Genomic DNA, 15554 nt, shown 5'->3' with positions numbered 1-15554 from the left:
GCAGCCGCTCAGCTGTCGGCCCCATACACTTCCAGCCCGAGTTTGACCACGGTAGCGACCTGCTCGCCCACTTCAGCGCGGAACTCCGCCTCGGCCTGGGTGACCGCCCGCTCGAATGCCTGCAGCCACAGCAGGCCCGTCTCGGTAAAGCGCACGATGCGGGCGCGTGCATCGCGGGGGTCGCGCTCGCGGGTCACCAGGTTCCAGGCTTCGCACTGGTCCACCAGCTGGGCCATCGCCTGCTTGCTCATGCCCGCACGCTCGGCCAGGTCCACCAGGCGGTCGCCTGCCAAGGACAGGTGCCGGGTGATATGGATATGGGCGGCGCTGACCTGGTCGCGCTCGGCCAGATGCGACAGCGCCAGCGGCACGGCGTCATCCCGCACCATCAGGTGCAGCACGCGGGCGTCGAAGCGGCGCATCGCATGGCCCAGCAGCCGGCCCATGTGGGTCAGGCGCCAGCTGTCATCGGGCAAATGGGGCAGAAGTGTCGGCATGATGGGCGCTCCCGAGGGTGTTGTGCAGCTTTTTCAGTATGCTGCATTTAGTCAAGCAAACTGACTAAAAAAATGCTTTTATAAAATATACCCATCCCCTAAACTACTGTTCAAGCATCCAGGCTGTATATGCAAACAGCAGGATCCCAGACCCAAGACATGACTATCAAACGCAAGGAGAAATCCATGAACGCCACCGCAACCAAGCCCGAAGCCAACAGCGAAAAAGCCAAGGCGCTGGCCGCCGCACTGGCCCAGATCGAAAAGCAGTTTGGCAAGGGCACCATCATGAAACTCGGCGAAGGCGAGGCCGTCTCGGACATCCAGGTGGTGTCCACCGGCTCGCTCGGCCTGGACATTGCGCTGGGCGTTGGCGGCCTGCCGCGCGGCCGCGTCATCGAGATCTACGGCCCTGAATCCTCGGGCAAGACCACGCTGACCCTGCAGGTGATTGCCGAGATGCAGAAACTGGGCGGCACCTGCGCCTTCATCGATGCAGAACACGCACTCGATACCGGCTATGCCCAAAAGCTGGGCGTGAACCTGGGCGATATTCTGATCAGCCAGCCCGACACCGGAGAGCAGGCGCTCGAGATCGTTGACAGCCTGGTGCGCTCCGGCGCGGTGGACCTGATCGTTGTCGACTCGGTGGCGGCCCTGACCCCGAAGGCCGAAATCGAAGGCGAAATGGGCGACCAGCTGCCCGGCTTGCAGGCCCGCCTGATGAGCCAGGCGCTGCGCAAGCTCACCGCCACGATCAAGAAGACCAACTGCATGGTCATCTTCATCAACCAGATCCGCATGAAGATCGGCGTGATGTTCGGCAGCCCAGAAACCACCACCGGCGGTAACGCGCTGAAGTTCTACGCCTCGGTGCGCCTCGATATCCGCCGTACCGGCACCATCAAGCGCGGCGACGAAGCCATCGGCAACGAAACCAAGGTCAAGGTGGTCAAGAACAAGGTATCGCCTCCGTTCAAGACGGCCGAGTTCGACATTCTGTTTGGCGAAGGCATCTCGCGCGAAGGCGAAATCCTGGACATGGGCGTCAATGCCCGCATCATCGAGAAAAGCGGTGCCTGGTATGCCTACAACGGCGAGAAGATCGGCCAGGGCCGTGACAACTCGCGCGAGTTCCTGCGTGAAAACGCCGACCTGGCGATCGAGATCGAGAATAAGGTGCGCGAGAGCCTGAACATCAGCCTGCGCCCCGCTGAAGACGGCGTGGTCGATGGCCCTGCGGCCAACGGCACCGAGGGCTGACCGCTTCTGAAGCGAGAACGCTGAGATAGCTGCTTGTGCACAGATGCTGTGCGCAAGCAGCTATTTGTTTTATAGCAATGAGGATGAATGTCTTTTAGCAAACTCTCCCTCAAAGGCCGTGCGCTGCGCTATCTGGCGCAGCGCGAGCATTCGCGCGCTGAACTGCAGGGCAAGCTTGCCCCCCATGTGGAAGAGGGCGAGGACCTGGCGGCCATCCTCGACGAGCTCGAAGCCAAGGGTTTCATCAGCGCTGAGCGTTTCGTCGACAGCGTGATCCACACCAAGGCCGCCCGCTATGGCGCCAGCCGGGTGCTGCAGGAGCTGCGCCACAAGGGCGTGGATGCCGAGCTGATAGCAGATGCCCGGGAGCGCTTGCGCAGCACCGAGTTGCAGCGGGCCCGCGAGGTCTGGCAACGCCGTTTTGGCACACCGCCCGACAGCCCGCAGGAGCGCGCCCGGCAGATGCGCTTTCTGGCCAGCCGGGGCTTTGGCGGCGATGTGGTGCGTAAGGTGCTGCGCGGCGGGGACGGGGACTAGCCCGGCGCTATGCCGGTTTGTTATAGCTGTTAGTGGCGTGTGGCACTGCCTCACAGCGCGGCGTTGGCCCATAGTCGGTCTCCTCAGGAGACCCATGATGCAAAGACGACAGTGCAGCGCCGCGCTGCTGGCGCTGGGCGCGCTACCGTATACAAGCGCGGCGCAGCCGCGGCTGCCTTCACGTCCGATCCGCCTGGTGGTGCCGTTTGGCCCCGGCGGTGTTGCCGATCTGATGGTGCGTATCGTGTCGCGGACCCTGAGCGAGATGCTCGGCGGCCCGCCCATCGTGGTGGACAACCGGCCTGGTGCCGGTGGGGTGCTGGCGGCCGAGCAGGTGGCCCGCGCCGCGCCGGATGGCCAGGTACTGCTGCTGATGTCCAACGCCAATGCGGTGGCCGAATCCTTGTTCGCATCGCTGACCTACAGCACCGTCCGCGATTTTGCGCCGATCTCGCTGCTGGGGCGCTTTGACCTGGCCATGGTGGTCGCACACACCAGCCCGCTGCTATCGTTCCAGGGGCTGCTGGCACAGGCCCGGGCCCGGCCAGGGCAGCTCAACATCGGTACGTTGTACAGCGGCAGCACACCCCATCTGGCGGCAGAACTGCTCAAGAGCACGCTGGGTCTGGATGTGCAACTAGTGCCCTACAACAGCTCCGCCGCGCTGTTCCATGCGCTGCGGGGCCAGCAGGTGGATGCCGCGGTAGACATGCTCGCGCCGGTGCTGGCGCATGTCGAAGGCCGGTTGCTCCGGGCGCTGGTGGTCATGGGCGGCAGGCGTGCAGCGGCCTTGCCTGGCGTTCCGACGGTGAGCGAAAGCGATCCAGCGGCCAGCGGCTTTGATGTGACCTCGTGGAATGGACTGGCGGCACCCGCCAATACCGCCCCTGCGACCATTGCCAGGCTCAGCGCGGCTGCCAATGCAGCGCTGGCCTCGGCCGATGTCGCTCAGCGGCTGCAGCGTCTGGGCGTGGTGCCAGAAGGCAGCACCCCGGCGGAGCTGGCAACGCTGCTGCAGCGCGACATACAGCGCTGGGCGGGCGTGATCGCGCGTGCCGGTATTGCCAGGCCCTGAGCGCCCAACGGCCCTGCCGGGATCGCCGCAAAAGGCCCGCTAGGCCTGCTGCCGGTGCGTGCTCGGCGACAATGGCGGCCATGAGCAATGCCGAACAGCCCAACAATCCTCTCCATGGCCTTACGTTGGAGAACCTCCTGAACGAGCTGGTCGCGTACTTTGGCTGGGAAGAGCTGGGCGAGCGCATACCGATCCGTTGCTTTTGCCTGGACCCGAGCATCAGCTCCAGCCTGCGGTTTTTGCGCAAAACGCCCTGGGCGCGTGAGAAGGTCGAGAGCCTGTACCTGTTCATGCTGCGCGAGAAAAGGCGCAGCGGCGGCTAAGGCCTGACCGCCGGCAGCGGGCTGCCCGTCGCCGTGCAGCGCTGTCCTACTTGCAGGCGGGCCGTGAGCCGCTAGGCTGGTCGTCTGTGCAAACAGGAGACCGATGATGACCGCGAAAAATACCGTATGCCTCTGGTACCGGGGTGATGCGCTGGAGGCCGCGCAGTTCTACGCCCAGACTTTTCCCGACAGCTCGGTAGGCGCCGTGCACCGCGCGCCGGGCGATTACCCCGATGGCAAGCAGGGCGATGTGCTGGTCGTGGCGTTCCATGTGGCCGGTGTGCCGTGCATAGGGCTCAACGGCGGCCCGCATTTTCAGCACAACGAGTCCTTTTCCTTCCAGATCGCCACCGACGACCAGGCCGAGACCGACCGCCTGTGGAACGCCATCGTCGGCCATGGCGGGCAGGAAAGTGCCTGCGGCTGGTGCAAGGACCGCTGGGGCATCTCCTGGCAAATCACCCCGCGCATGCTGACCGCTGCACTGTCCGACCCCGACCGCGCAGCCGCCAAGCGCGTCTTTGAGGCGATGATGGGCATGACCAAGATCGATATCGCCGCGCTGGAGGCAGCGCGCACAGGCTGAACGCGCAAGCGCGCAGCCGTTTTACTTGCTGCGGGTACACCACCAGCAGATCAGCGAGCCGGCGGTCACCAGCACCACCCCTTGCCAAAAGCTCCAGGAGGGCTGCACCTGCAGCCAGACGGTGCCGACCAGCGCCGACAGCACGGGGGTGAAGTAGGAACCCACGGCCATCACCGTGAGGTTGCCGGCGCGCAGGCCGTGGTCCCAGCAGCTGTAGCCCAGGGCGGTGAGGCCGCTGAGCATGCACAGCTGAGCGGCGGCGGGCAGCGAGAACTGCAGCGCCGGCTCTGCGCTGAGTGCGTACTTGACCCACAGTACCGCCCCGACGGCCCAGAGAAATGCAGGCAGCGCATTGGCGCCATGGGCATAGCGCTTGGCCATGACCGAGTAGCAGGGCCAGAGCCAGGCGGCCGAAAACGCCAGGCCATAGGCGAGCGGGTTGCTTTGCACATTGGCCCACAGGCTGGCGATGGACAGCGCGCTGTCCCCCTTGAGCACCAGCACAATGCCGGCCATGGCCAGCAAGACCCCCGGCACCAGGCCGGCGCGAAAGCGCTGCAGCCCAAAGGCGGTCGCCAGCACGATCGTCAGGCTCGGCCAGAGGTAGTTGATCATCCCCAGCTCCAGGGTCTGGCTGCGGTTGCTGGCAAAACCCAGCGACAGCGACAGCGCGATCTCATAGAGCACAAACAGCAGGCCGCAGCCCCAGAGGTAGGCCGGGTGCATGGCGCGCAGCTGGGCCAGGCGCGGCCGGCCAAAACGCAGGGTGACCAGCAAGGCCCCCAAGCTAAACACCGCCGCGGCCCCGCCAATGGGGCCCAGGTGCTCGGCCACGCTGCGGAACAGGCCCACCGACGTGGACCAGCACAGCACGGCCGACAGGCCAATCAGGGTGGCGCGCTGCGAAGGGGCCTGGGGAGCGGGAATCGGAGAGGAAGACATGGATGCGGGCAGGTGCAGAGGGAGCGGAAGGCGCCCTGCATCCTAGCCGGAAAAGCGCAGCGCTGCAGCCATGCTACCGCACCGCGGTGCCAGGCGGGCGGGCGCAGTGGGGCGTTGGGCTGCGGTGTCTTTAAACGATGTGGCTGCCAAAGACCAGGGCGGCGGCGATGGTGGCTACGACGGTCAGCGCCGCAAATGCGATCAGGCCGCGCAGCTCCAGGCGCTTTTCGGCCTCTTGCTCGGCGGTGGTGGGGATATGGTTGGGGCGGGTGTAGTCCATGGGCAGTCCGGAAAAAACGCGGGCAACCCGCCCACTATAGTGCGGTGCCCGCCGTTGGCGATGGGGCGCCGCCTAGGTGTTTGCATGTGTATACAAGGGCTGGCGATGCTGCCCGGCCCGGGTGATGTGCGCGCAGTGCTGGACGGCGCGGGGCCCTCAGCCCGCCAGCTTTTTGATGTCGGCCGGCGCCGGGCTGCGGGTGGTCCACCAGCAGACCAGCGAGCCCAGTGTGACCAGCAGCACGCCTTGCCAAAAGCTCCACGATGGCTGCACCTGCAGCCAGAGGGTTCCCACCAACGCAGACAGCACCGGCGTGAAGTAGGAGCCCACGGCCATCACCGTGAGGTTGCCGGCGCGCAGGCCGTGGTCCCAGCAGCTGTAGCCCAGGGCTGTCAGGCCGCTGAGCAAGCCCAGTTGCAGCAGTGCCGGCAGCGTAAAGCGCAGCGGTGGTTCAGGGCTGAGCGCGTATTTAATCCAGAGCACGGCGGCCACGGCCCAGAGGAAGGCCGGCAGCGCATTGGCGCCCTGGGTGTAGCGCTTGGACACCACCGAATAGCAGGGCCAGAGGCAGGCTGCACACAAGGCCAGCGCATAGGCCAGCGGGTTGCTTTGCACATTGGCCCAGAGGCTGGCCAGCGACAGCGCATTGTCGCCCTTGACCACCAGCACAATGCCCGCCATCGACAGCAGCACCCCCGGCACCAGGCCGGCGCGAAAACGTTGCAGGCCCATCACGGTGGCCATCACCAGGGTCAGGCTGGGCCAGAGGTAGTTGATCATGCCCAGCTCCAGGGTCTGGCCCCGGTGGCTGGCCCAGCCCAGCGACAGCGAAAAAGCGATTTCGTTAAGCACAAACAGCAGGCCGCAGCCCAGCAGGTAGGCCGGGTGCATGGCCTTGAGCTGCGCGGCGCGCGGCAGGCCAAAGCGCCAGGTGACGAGAAAGGCGCTGAGCGAGAACACGCAGGCGGCCCCGCCTATCGCCCCCAGGTGCTCCGCAACACTGCGGAACAGGCTTACCAATGCAGACCAGCAGAGCACGGCAGAAAGCCCAATCAGCGTCGCGCGCTGGCTGGGCACAAGAGGAGGGGTGGACATGGGAGGAGGGGGATGCAGACGAGGGCGGCTCGCATCCTAGCGGCTATTGCGCAGCCCTGGTTTTGCTGAGGGCTTGGCACTGCAAAACGCTCGGATATGCGGCCAGCGGCTGCGCTGCACCGGCCCGGCTAGAGGCGCCCTGGCCGGCTTCCTTTATCGGCCTGGATCAGTAACCGCGCGCCCGGTCAAAGCAGTTGTCCAGCGCCTGCCCGGCCTGCCACTGCGCCATCGACAGGGCCACCTGGCGTGCCTTGGCGCGGCGGCTGGCGCTGGCGGCGATGTGCGGCGTGAGGATGACGCGGGGATGCGTCCACAGCGGCGAATCGGCTGGCAGCGGCTCCGGCTCGGTCACGTCCAGCAGTGCGCCGGCCAATTGGCCGCTGTCGAGCGCGGCCACCAGATCAGTACTGTTGAGCTGGGTGCCCCGGCCCGCATTGACCAGCTGGGCGCCGGCCGGCAGCTGGGCAAACAGCGCGGCATTCAGAATGCCCCGGGTCGAGGGCGTATCGGGCAGCAGGCAGATGAGCACCTGGCTGCTGCGCAGAAATTCTGGCAGCTCGTCCTGGCCGCAGTAGCTGGTCACGCCCTCGATTTGCTTGCGTGTTTGCGACCAGCCTTGCACCGGGTAGCCGACGGCGCGCAGCATCTGCGCGGCTGCAGCGCCCAGGGTGCCCAGGCCCAGAATGCCCACGCGCAGCTCGCTGGCCACATAGGGCGGGTTGAACTCGATCCACTGCTGCTGGCGGTGCTGGGCCAGTGCGCGGGGCATGTTCTTTTGCAGCATCAGGGTGGCCATCAGGCAGAACTCGGCCATGCGCTGCTGTGATTCGCCCGTCACCATGCGCACGATGGGCAGGTGGGCTGGCAGGTCGCCGTCGGCCAGGATATGGTCCACGCCGGCCGCCGAGCTGAAGATGGCCTTGAGCTGCGGAAAGCTGGCCAGCACGCCGGTATCGGGCTCCCAGACCATCGCAAAATCCACCAGGCTGCGGTCGGCGGGCGGCGTGTTCCAGTCATGCACGACCACATGGGGCGCGAACTCGGCAAACAGCGCCGTCCATTCCGGAATGGCGGCGCTGCCGCCGCTTTTGATGATGAGGTGCAAGGGGGTGCTGGGGTCCATGGCGTGGGATGCGTTGAAGTGCAGAAAGACGGAAGGTGGCAGGGCCGGGCTCACATCGAGCGGGTGCGGTCCCCGGTGGAGATCGCATGCATCGGGTGGCGCAGGGTCGGGTCAAAGGGGTTGATCTGCGCGCTCAAGGTCTTGGCTTCGCGCAGCAGCATGTCGCGCACGATGGGCAGGCGCTCGTCGCTCAGGCGCGCGGTGTGCGTGCCGATCGACAGCGCGGCCACCACCTGGCCATTGCGGTCAAACACCGGCACCGCCAGGCCGGCCATGCCTTCGAGCAGGCCGGAGTTCTTCGCGGTATAGCCCTGGCGGTGCGCCTTGTCGATCTCGGTGCGCATGTAGACCTCGTCATAGACGTTGTAGTGCTGCATGCGCGGCAGGTTGAAGCGCAGCACCTCCTCGCGCTCGGCCTCGGGCAGGTTGGCCAGGATGACCAGCGAGCCCTGGCCCACGCCCAGCGCCACACGCCCACCGATATCGCCGGTAAAGGTGCGGATGGGGAACTGGCCTTCGATGCGGTCCAGGCAGACCGCGTCAAAGCCCGAGCGCACCATCAGGATCACCGTGTCATTGAGGCTGGCGCACAGCCGCAGCAGCACCGGGCGCGCCAGGCTGCGCAGGTCGCTCACCGCACCGGCCTGGGCGGCCAGCGAGAACAGATCCAGGCTCAGCCGGTAGAGCTTGTGCACCTGGTCCTGCTCGACCATGCCTTCCTGGATCAGGCCCTGCAGCAGCCGGTGGGTGGTGGCCTGGGTCAGGCCGATTTCCTTGGCCAGGTGGGTGACCCGCACACCTTCGTTCTGGTGCGCGGCCAGCGCGCGCATCACCAGGAAGCTGCGATGCAGGGTGCCGCGCTGGTGGCTGTTGTCCTCAGAGGTGTCTGTGCTCATGGTTTTCCGGAATAAAAATTCTGCGACACTCATTTTTATTCCATTTATCGGAATAAATCAAATTTATCTTCCATTATCAGTGTTTACACCGTGTATGGATTCAAACCACATTCCGAAAATAGATAAATAGTTGCAAATGTCGTTCATCCCAGCGACATGGCCGACGGGCCCTGCAACCCTGTGCCACCGAGGTGATTTCCATGAGTTTTCTGCGTCTCCACAACGTCTCCAAACAGTACGGCCCCAACCGGGTGGTCAGCCAGTTCAACCTGGATGTGCAAAAGGGCGAGTTCGTCTCCTTGCTCGGCCCCTCGGGCTGCGGCAAGACCACGAGCCTGCAGATGATTGCCGGCTTTGTGGATGTGACCGAAGGCCGCATCGAGCTGGACGGCAAGGACATCACCCGCGCCAAGGCCAATGAGCGCGGCCTGGGCATCGTGTTCCAGACCTATGCGCTGTTTCCGCACATGACCGTGCGCGAGAACGTCGAGTTCGGTCTGGAGATGCGCAAGGTGGCGCAGCCCGAGCGCAGCGAGCGCGCCACCGAGGCACTGGCCCTGGTGCACCTGGGCCCCTATGCCGACCGTTACCCGCGTGAACTGTCGGGCGGCCAGCGCCAGCGCGTGGCGCTGGCCCGGGCGCTGGTCATCAAGCCCCCGGTGCTGCTGCTCGACGAACCGCTGTCCAACCTGGATGCCAAGCTGCGCGAGGAGATGCAGTTCGAGCTGCGCGAGATCCAGCGCAAGGTGGGCACGACCACCATCATGGTGACCCATGACCAGAGCGAAGCCATGTCGATCAGCGACCGCGTGGTGGTGATGGAGGCTGGCCGCATCACCCAGGTGGACACGCCGCACACGGTGTACGAGCATCCGCACAACGCCTTTATCTCCACCTTTGTCGGCAAGGCCAACCTGCTGCAGGCCACCGTGCATGCCCAGGGCAACCAGTGGCTGGCGCATGTGGGCGATGTGCAGATGGCGGTGCAGGATGTGCCGGCCGCAGCCGCCAGCCATGGCACGCGTTTGCTGCTGGGCCTGCGCCCCGAGAAAATCCAGCTCTCGGCCACCTCGGCCGGCCGCACCCAGGGCACCGTGCGCGAGCGCTTCTTCCTGGGCAACCTCTGGCTCTACACGGTGGAATGCCCGCTGGGCAGCATTACCGTGACGGCAGCCAACGATGGCGAGGCGCCCCACCAGGTGGGCAGCCAGGTGGGCATCGACTGGTCCGACCGCAATGTGCGCCTGATCGCCGGTGACGGGGTGGCCGCATGAGCGAGCGCCGCACCTGGGCCCCCTGGGCCATGAGCGCGCCGGCGCTGCTGCTGTTTGCGGTGATGCTGGCGGTGCCGCTGCTGCTGACGACCATCCTGTCCTTCAATGCCTACAACGTGGACACCGGTCCGGTAGCGGGCAGCTTCACGGTCGAGCACTATGTGCATATCGTCACCGACAGCTACTACTACGAGATCTTCTGGCGCACCCTGTGGATCTCGGGCCTGGTCACCTTGATCTGCATCGCCATCGGCGCGCCCGAGGCCTACATCCTGAGCAAGATGCGCGCGCCGTGGCGCTCCATCTTCTTGCTGATCATCCTGGCGCCGCTGCTGATTTCGGTGGTGGTGCGGGCCTTTGGCTGGAGCATGCTGCTCGGCCCCGAGGGGCTGATCAACGACATCTTCCGCCTCGTGGGCATCGGCCCGGTCAAGCTGCTCTACAACGAGACGGCCATCGTCATTGCACTGGTGCATGTGATGCTGCCCTTCATGGTGATCCCCGTCTGGACCTCGCTGCAAAAGCTCGATCCGTCGGTCGAGAGCGCCTCGCTGTCGCTGGGGGCCTCGCACTTCACCACCCTGCGCCGCGTGGTGTTTCCGCAGGTACTGCCCGGCATTCTGTCGGGCAGCCTGATCGTGTTCGGCCTGGCGGCCAGCTCGTTTGCGATTCCCGGCCTGCTGGGCGGGCGCCGGGTCAAGATGGTTGCCACCCTGATCTATGACGAGTACCTGCACGAGCTGAACTGGCCGCTGGGCGCGGCCATCGCCTTTGTGCTGCTGGCTGCCAATCTGGTGATCATGCTGGGCTGGAACCGCATGGTTGAAGGCCGCTATAAGAAGACCCTGGGCTGAGAGGCGAGGTGACTGACATGCAAAAAAACGGACCCATTGCCCTCATCTTCAACGCGCTGGTCATCATTTTCATGCTGGCGCCGCTGGTCGTCGTCTGCCTGGTGGCCTTCACCCCGGCTGAAACCTTGACCCTGCCGACCACCAGCTTCTCGCTGCGCTGGTTCGAGCAGGTGCTGCACCATGCCGACTTTGTCCAGTCGTTCTGGAACAGCCTGGGCCTGGCCGTCGCCGCCGCGTCCATCTCCACCGCGCTGGCTGTGCCCGCCGCCATTGCGCTGGTGCGCTATGAGATCCCCGGCCGTGGCGCGCTGCAGGCGCTGTTCCTGTCGCCGCTGATCATTCCCCACCTGGTGCTGGGTGTTGCCATGCTGCGCATGTTCTCGCTCGTGGGCGGCCAGGGCAGCTTTGGCTGGCTGATCTTTGCGCATGCGCTGGTGGTGATGCCCTACACCATGCGCTTGGTGATGGCCGCGCTGATCGGCTTTGACCGCAGCGCCGAGCAGGCCGCCTACTCGCTGGGCGCCAGCAATGCCACGGTGTTCAAGCGCATCACCTTGCCGATGATCCTGCCCGGTATCACCGGCGGCTGGCTGCTGGCCTTCATCAACAGCTTTGATGAGCTGACCATGTCGATCTTTGTGGTCTCGCCCAGCACGGTGACCTTGCCGGTGCGCATGTACATGTATGCCACCGAGTCGCTGGACCCGATGATGGCAGCGGTATCGGCGCTGATCGTGTTCATCACCCTGGGGTTGATGCTCCTGCTCGACAAGGTCTATGGTCTGGACCGCATCCTGATTGGCAAGCACTGATGGCACACGCAATCCCTCTTTTGCCGGCCGGCCAGCTGCAGCGCCTCAAGGAGCAGGGCCGCCAACCGCTGCAGTTTGTGCTCAACGGCCAGCCTGCCCAGGCGCTGCAGGGCGACACGGTGCTGACGGCGGTGCTGACCCAGTCGGCCCAGCTGCGCAGCCATGAGTTTGCCCATAGCCCGCGCGCCGGCTTTTGCATGATGGGCGCCTGCCAGGACTGCTGGGTCACCCTCGGCGGCGAGCAGGCCGGCCGCAAGCTGCGCGCCTGCTCCACCTTGCTGCAGCCGGGCATGCAGATCTGCACCACGGCAGAGGCCGTGGCCCAAGCTACCGCCACCCAGGTGCAACCATGATTGCCAGCGATTTCTACCTGGACGACCCCCGGCCCGCAGACGGCCCGCCCGTCATCGTGGGCGCCGGGCCTGCCGGCATCCGTGCCGCGCAAACCCTGCTGGCCCACGGCCTGCGCCCGGTTGTCATTGACGAGGCGCCCAAGGCCGGTGGCCAGATCTACCGCCGCCAGCCCGATGGCTTCAGCCGCAAGCCCAAGGACCTGTATGGCTTTGAGCACGGCCGCGCCAGCGACCTGCACCAGACCTTTGACCGCCTGCGCCCGCAGCTGGACTACCGGCCCGACACCCTGGTCTGGAACGCCCAGGGCCACAGCCTGGACCTGTTGCAAACGGCGCAGCGCACGGCAGACAGCCTGCGCTGGCGCGATCTGATCGTGGCCACCGGTGCCACTGACCGTGTATTGCCGTTGCCAGGCTGGACCCTGCCCGGTGTCTACACCTTGGGCGGCGCCCAGGTGGCCCTCAAGTACCAGGGCTGTGCGATTGGCGATGCGGTGGTGTTTGCCGGCACCGGCCCCTTGCTCTACCTGGTGGCCTACCAATATGCCAAGGCGGGCGGCCGGGTGCTGGCGGTGCTGGACACCGCCCCGGCCGTGCAGCGCTACAAGGCTGCGCCCGCGATGCTGGCCCAGCCGGCAGTGGCCGCCAAGGGCCTGTACTTGGTGAGCTGGCTGATGTTCCACGATGTGCCGGTGCACCATGGCGTGCAGCTGCTGCGCGCCGAAGGCGCCGACCGGGTGCAGGCGCTGGTGTGGAAGGATGCACAGGGCGCCGAGCAGCGCACTGCCTGCAGCGCCATCGGCCTGGGCTATGCGCTGCGGCCCGAGACGCAGTTGGCCGACCTGCTGGGCTGCGAATTCGCCTTTGCACCGCTGCACCGCTGCTATGTGCCGCAGATCGATGCCGACCGGCGCAGCAGTGTGCCCGGTGTCTATTTGGCCGGCGATGGCGCCGGCATCATGGGCGCCGATGCGGCCGAGCTGTCGGGCGAGCTGGCTGCGCTGGCTTTGCTGCAGGACCGGGGCATTGCGACCGATACAGCGCGCCAGGCCAGGCTGCGCGAGCAGCTGGACAAGACGCAGCAGTTCCGCCAGGCGCTGGAGGTGGCGTTTCCCTTTCCCGACGACTGGGCCGCGCGTGCACCTGACGAGCTGGTGGTCTGCCGCTGCGAAAACATCACCGCTGGCGAGCTGCGCGCCACTGCGGCGACCCAGCCGCAGGGCGATATCAACCGCATCAAGGCGCTGTGCCGGGTGGGCATGGGCCGCTGCCAGGGCCGCATGTGCGGCGTGGCGGCAACCGAGATCCTGGCCGACACCTTGAAGGTGCCGGTGGCGCAGATCGGCCGCATCCGGGGCCAGGCGCCGATCAAGCCGCTGCCGCTGGACATGACGGTGCTGCCGCAGGACCAGGAGGCCTCCCATGGTTAAGCAACTGGCCACCGAGGTGGTGGTGATCGGCGGCGGCATCATGGGTGCGAGCACGGCGCTCTTTCTGCGCCAGCGCGGCATCCAGGTGGTGATGCTCGAGCGCGATCTTTGCGGCTCCCGCTCCAGCGGCGTCAACTTTGGCGGTGTGCGCCGCCAGGGCCGCTCGTTGGCGATGCTGCCGCTGTCCCAGCGCGCCCACCAGCACTGGGGGCAGCTGACCGAGCTGATCGGCACCGAGGCCGAGTACGAGCGCTCGGGCCACTTCAAGATTGCCCGCTCGCAGGCGGACATGGAGTCCCTCGTGCGCTATGCCGAGAAGACACGCGACTGCGGGCTGGATCTGCAACTGCTCGACGGTGCGGCGCTGCACAAGCGCTTTCCGGTCGGTGGCGCCAAGGTGGTGGGCGGCTCCTTCTGCCCGGATGACGGCCAGGCCAATCCGCGCCTGCTGTCCCCGGCCTTTGCCACGGCGGCCGCGCGGGCCGGTGCCCAGGTGTTCGAGCACACGCCGGTGCTGGAAGTGGCGCACAATGGCCAGCGCTTTGTGGTGCGCACGCCGGAGATGGAGATCCGCGCGAATGTGGTGGTCAACGCTGCAGGGGCCTGGGCCGGCCAGTTTGCCGAGCAGTGCGGCGAGCCGGTGCCCATGCGCATCCGGCCACCGGCGATGGGAGTGACCGAGCCCTTGCCGTTCTTCTTGCACTGGAGCCTGGGCGTGGAAGGCGGCAGCATCTACTGCCGCCAGGTGCGCCGGGGCAATGTGGTGTTTGGCGGCGGGCCCGGCCTGGTGCTGGACGACACCCGCGCCCGCAACCGCCACACCACCGTCTGGGCACAGCTGCCGCAGCTGGTGGAGCTGCTGCCCCAGTTGAAGAACGCCCAGCTGATCCGCACCTGGAGCGGCAATGAGGGCGCCTTGCCCGACCACGAACCCATCATCAGTGCCAGCAGCCGCCAGGCCGGCCTCTACCATGCCTTTGGTTTTGCCGGCGGTGGCTTCCAGCTGGGGCCGGGCGTGGGCGATGTGATGGCCGAGCTGATCGCCGAGGGCCGCAGCAGCACGCCGATTGACGCTTTCCGCATAGACCGATTTACCGACCCCGCATGTTCTACCTGAAAGGAATCCACATGTCTTCTTGGACGACGACCCTCAAAACCCCTGTGCGCGCCATCGCCCTGTTGGCCTCTGTGGTGGCTGCGGCCAGCGCGGTGCAGGCGCAGACCAAAACCATTTACATCGGCATGAATGGCGGCAACATGGAGCGCACCTACTCGCAGTTCGTGTTCCCCGCATTCGAGAAGGCCAACAACGTCAAGGTGGTGGTGGTGCCGGGCACCTCGACCGACATCCTGGCCAAGGCCCAGGCCTCCAAGGACAAGGCCCAGATGCAGGTCATGACCCTGGATGACGGCGTGATGTACCGCGCCATCAGCATGGGTCTGTGCGAAAAGCTCAAGCCCGCTGTCAGCTACGGCGACATTCCGGCCATCGCCAAGATCAAGGACAGCGCGATTGGCCTGTCGATGGGCCTGACCGGCCTGGCCTACAACACCAAGATGTTTGCCGACAAGGGCTGGGCGGCGCCCACTTCCTGGAACGACCTGGCGGACCCCAAGCTCAAGGGCAAGGTGGTCGTGCAATCGATGCCGGCATCGTCGTTTGGCCTGCATGCCTTCCTGATGTTCAACCGCCTGAAGGGCGGCACCGAGAAGAATGTGGACCCGGCCTTCAAGGCCTGGCCGACGACGATCGGCCCGAACGTGGTGGAGTACATCCCCAATTCGTCCAAGGTGGTGGAGATGATGCAGGCCGGCGATGCGGCCATCTTCCCCTACACGCTGACGCAGGCCGAGCTGATGAAGTCCAAGGGCATCCCGATGGAATATGTGGCGCCCAAGGAAGGCGCGGTGGTGCTGATGACCGCCATGTGCGTGCTCAACAACAACCCCGAGTCCGATCTGGCGCAAAAGCTGGTGGAGTACCTGGTGAGCCCTGAAGCCCAGGCGCTGGCGATGGAAAATGGCAGCTACAACCCGGTGAACCCCAAGACCAAGCTGCAGGGCAAGCCGGCCGAAGAGCAGAACAAGATGAACGCCATCTTGAAGAACGCCGTGGCTGTGGACTGGGATGTGGTCAACGCCGACCGCCCTGAATGGAACAAACGCTGGAACCGCACGGTGGAGCGCTGACAGCCGGCAGGTGCCTGGCGCGAT

At 65.8% G+C, this 15554-nt stretch carries 18 protein-coding genes; 12 read left to right on the top strand and 6 right to left on the bottom strand.

Annotated features, from left to right (window positions below):
• Positions 1-8: 8 nt before the first annotated feature.
• Complete coding sequence (locus MJ205_RS18825) at positions 9-497, bottom strand: MarR family winged helix-turn-helix transcriptional regulator (RefSeq protein ID WP_239809850.1); 489 nt, start codon at positions 495-497, stop codon at positions 9-11.
• A gap of 186 nt (positions 498-683) precedes the next feature.
• Between MJ205_RS18825 and recA the strand changes: the two genes are divergently transcribed.
• The 5 genes from recA to MJ205_RS18800 all read left to right on the top strand — a co-directional run bounded on the left by recA (position 684) and on the right by MJ205_RS18800 (position 4281).
• Positions 684-1760, top strand: coding sequence for a recombinase RecA (gene recA, locus MJ205_RS18820; RefSeq protein WP_239809849.1), 1077 nt, complete (start codon positions 684-686; stop codon positions 1758-1760).
• An 87-nt stretch (positions 1761-1847) separates the two neighbouring features.
• Complete coding sequence (gene recX / locus MJ205_RS18815) at positions 1848-2297, top strand: recombination regulator RecX (protein WP_239809848.1); 450 nt, start codon at positions 1848-1850, stop codon at positions 2295-2297.
• Between the two features lie 97 nt (positions 2298-2394).
• Positions 2395-3372 carry a tripartite tricarboxylate transporter substrate-binding protein gene (locus MJ205_RS18810; protein ID WP_239809847.1) on the top strand — a complete coding sequence of 326 codons (978 nt, stop codon included), beginning with the start codon at positions 2395-2397 and terminating at the stop codon, positions 3370-3372.
• Between the two features lie 71 nt (positions 3373-3443).
• A complete protein-coding gene (locus MJ205_RS18805; protein ID WP_239809846.1) occupies positions 3444-3695 on the top strand; it encodes a VF530 family protein in 252 nt (83 codons plus the stop codon).
• A gap of 106 nt (positions 3696-3801) precedes the next feature.
• Positions 3802-4281 (top strand): VOC family protein, encoded by a 480-nt coding sequence (locus tag MJ205_RS18800; protein ID WP_239809845.1) that lies wholly within the window; start codon positions 3802-3804, stop codon positions 4279-4281.
• A gap of 21 nt (positions 4282-4302) precedes the next feature.
• On the opposite strand, the gene yddG (MJ205_RS18795) is transcribed toward MJ205_RS18800, so the two are convergent.
• From yddG (MJ205_RS18795) to MJ205_RS18775, 5 genes are all read right to left on the bottom strand, one after another.
• Positions 4303-5223, bottom strand: coding sequence for an aromatic amino acid DMT transporter YddG (yddG, locus tag MJ205_RS18795; RefSeq protein WP_239809844.1), 921 nt, complete (start codon positions 5221-5223; stop codon positions 4303-4305).
• Between the two features lie 130 nt (positions 5224-5353).
• The gene (locus MJ205_RS18790) at positions 5354-5503 is read right to left on the bottom strand and encodes a hypothetical protein (protein ID WP_239809843.1); all 150 of its coding nucleotides are present in this window, start codon (positions 5501-5503) and stop codon (positions 5354-5356) included.
• 156 nt (positions 5504-5659) lie between these two features.
• On the bottom strand, positions 5660-6598 hold the full coding sequence (gene yddG / locus MJ205_RS18785) for an aromatic amino acid DMT transporter YddG (RefSeq protein WP_239809842.1): 939 nt from the start codon (positions 6596-6598) through the stop codon (positions 5660-5662).
• Positions 6599-6764: 166 nt separating this feature from the next.
• Entirely contained in the window at positions 6765-7721 is a 957-nt protein-coding gene (locus tag MJ205_RS18780; protein ID WP_239809841.1) for a 2-hydroxyacid dehydrogenase, read from the bottom strand.
• A 50-nt stretch (positions 7722-7771) separates the two neighbouring features.
• Complete coding sequence (locus MJ205_RS18775; protein WP_239809840.1) at positions 7772-8617, bottom strand: IclR family transcriptional regulator; 846 nt, start codon at positions 8615-8617, stop codon at positions 7772-7774.
• A 200-nt stretch (positions 8618-8817) separates the two neighbouring features.
• On the opposite strand from MJ205_RS18775, the gene MJ205_RS18770 reads away from it, so the two are divergent.
• From MJ205_RS18770 to MJ205_RS18740, 7 genes are read left to right on the top strand one after another with little or no spacing between them, the layout of a single operon-like run.
• Positions 8818-9891 carry an ABC transporter ATP-binding protein gene (locus MJ205_RS18770; protein WP_239809839.1) on the top strand — a complete coding sequence of 358 codons (1074 nt, stop codon included), beginning with the start codon at positions 8818-8820 and terminating at the stop codon, positions 9889-9891.
• Entirely contained in the window at positions 9888-10745 is an 858-nt protein-coding gene (locus MJ205_RS18765; protein ID WP_239809838.1) for an ABC transporter permease, read from the top strand. Before MJ205_RS18770 ends, MJ205_RS18765 begins: the two co-directional genes overlap by 4 nt.
• Before the next feature lie 17 nt (positions 10746-10762).
• Positions 10763-11557: an ABC transporter permease gene (locus MJ205_RS18760; RefSeq protein ID WP_239809837.1), complete on the top strand. Its 795-nt coding sequence runs from the start codon at positions 10763-10765 to the stop codon at positions 11555-11557.
• A complete protein-coding gene (locus tag MJ205_RS18755) occupies positions 11557-11910 on the top strand; it encodes a (2Fe-2S)-binding protein (RefSeq protein ID WP_230779845.1) in 354 nt (117 codons plus the stop codon). Before MJ205_RS18760 ends, MJ205_RS18755 begins: the two co-directional genes overlap by 1 nt.
• Complete coding sequence (locus tag MJ205_RS18750; RefSeq protein ID WP_239809836.1) at positions 11907-13340, top strand: FAD/NAD(P)-dependent oxidoreductase; 1434 nt, start codon at positions 11907-11909, stop codon at positions 13338-13340. The genes MJ205_RS18755 and MJ205_RS18750 overlap by 4 nt, the downstream gene beginning before the upstream one ends.
• Complete coding sequence (locus tag MJ205_RS18745) at positions 13333-14457, top strand: NAD(P)/FAD-dependent oxidoreductase (protein WP_239809835.1); 1125 nt, start codon at positions 13333-13335, stop codon at positions 14455-14457. The genes MJ205_RS18750 and MJ205_RS18745 overlap by 8 nt, the downstream gene beginning before the upstream one ends.
• 11 nt (positions 14458-14468) lie before the next feature.
• A complete protein-coding gene (locus MJ205_RS18740; protein WP_239809834.1) occupies positions 14469-15530 on the top strand; it encodes an ABC transporter substrate-binding protein in 1062 nt (353 codons plus the stop codon).
• Positions 15531-15554 lie beyond the last annotated feature (24 nt).

It is taken from the genome of Comamonas sp. B21-038 (assembly GCF_022387135.1).
In the GTDB taxonomy this organism is placed as follows: domain Bacteria; phylum Pseudomonadota; class Gammaproteobacteria; order Burkholderiales; family Burkholderiaceae_C; genus Comamonas; species Comamonas sediminis.
This window is presented reverse-complemented; position numbering and strand designations above follow the sequence as displayed.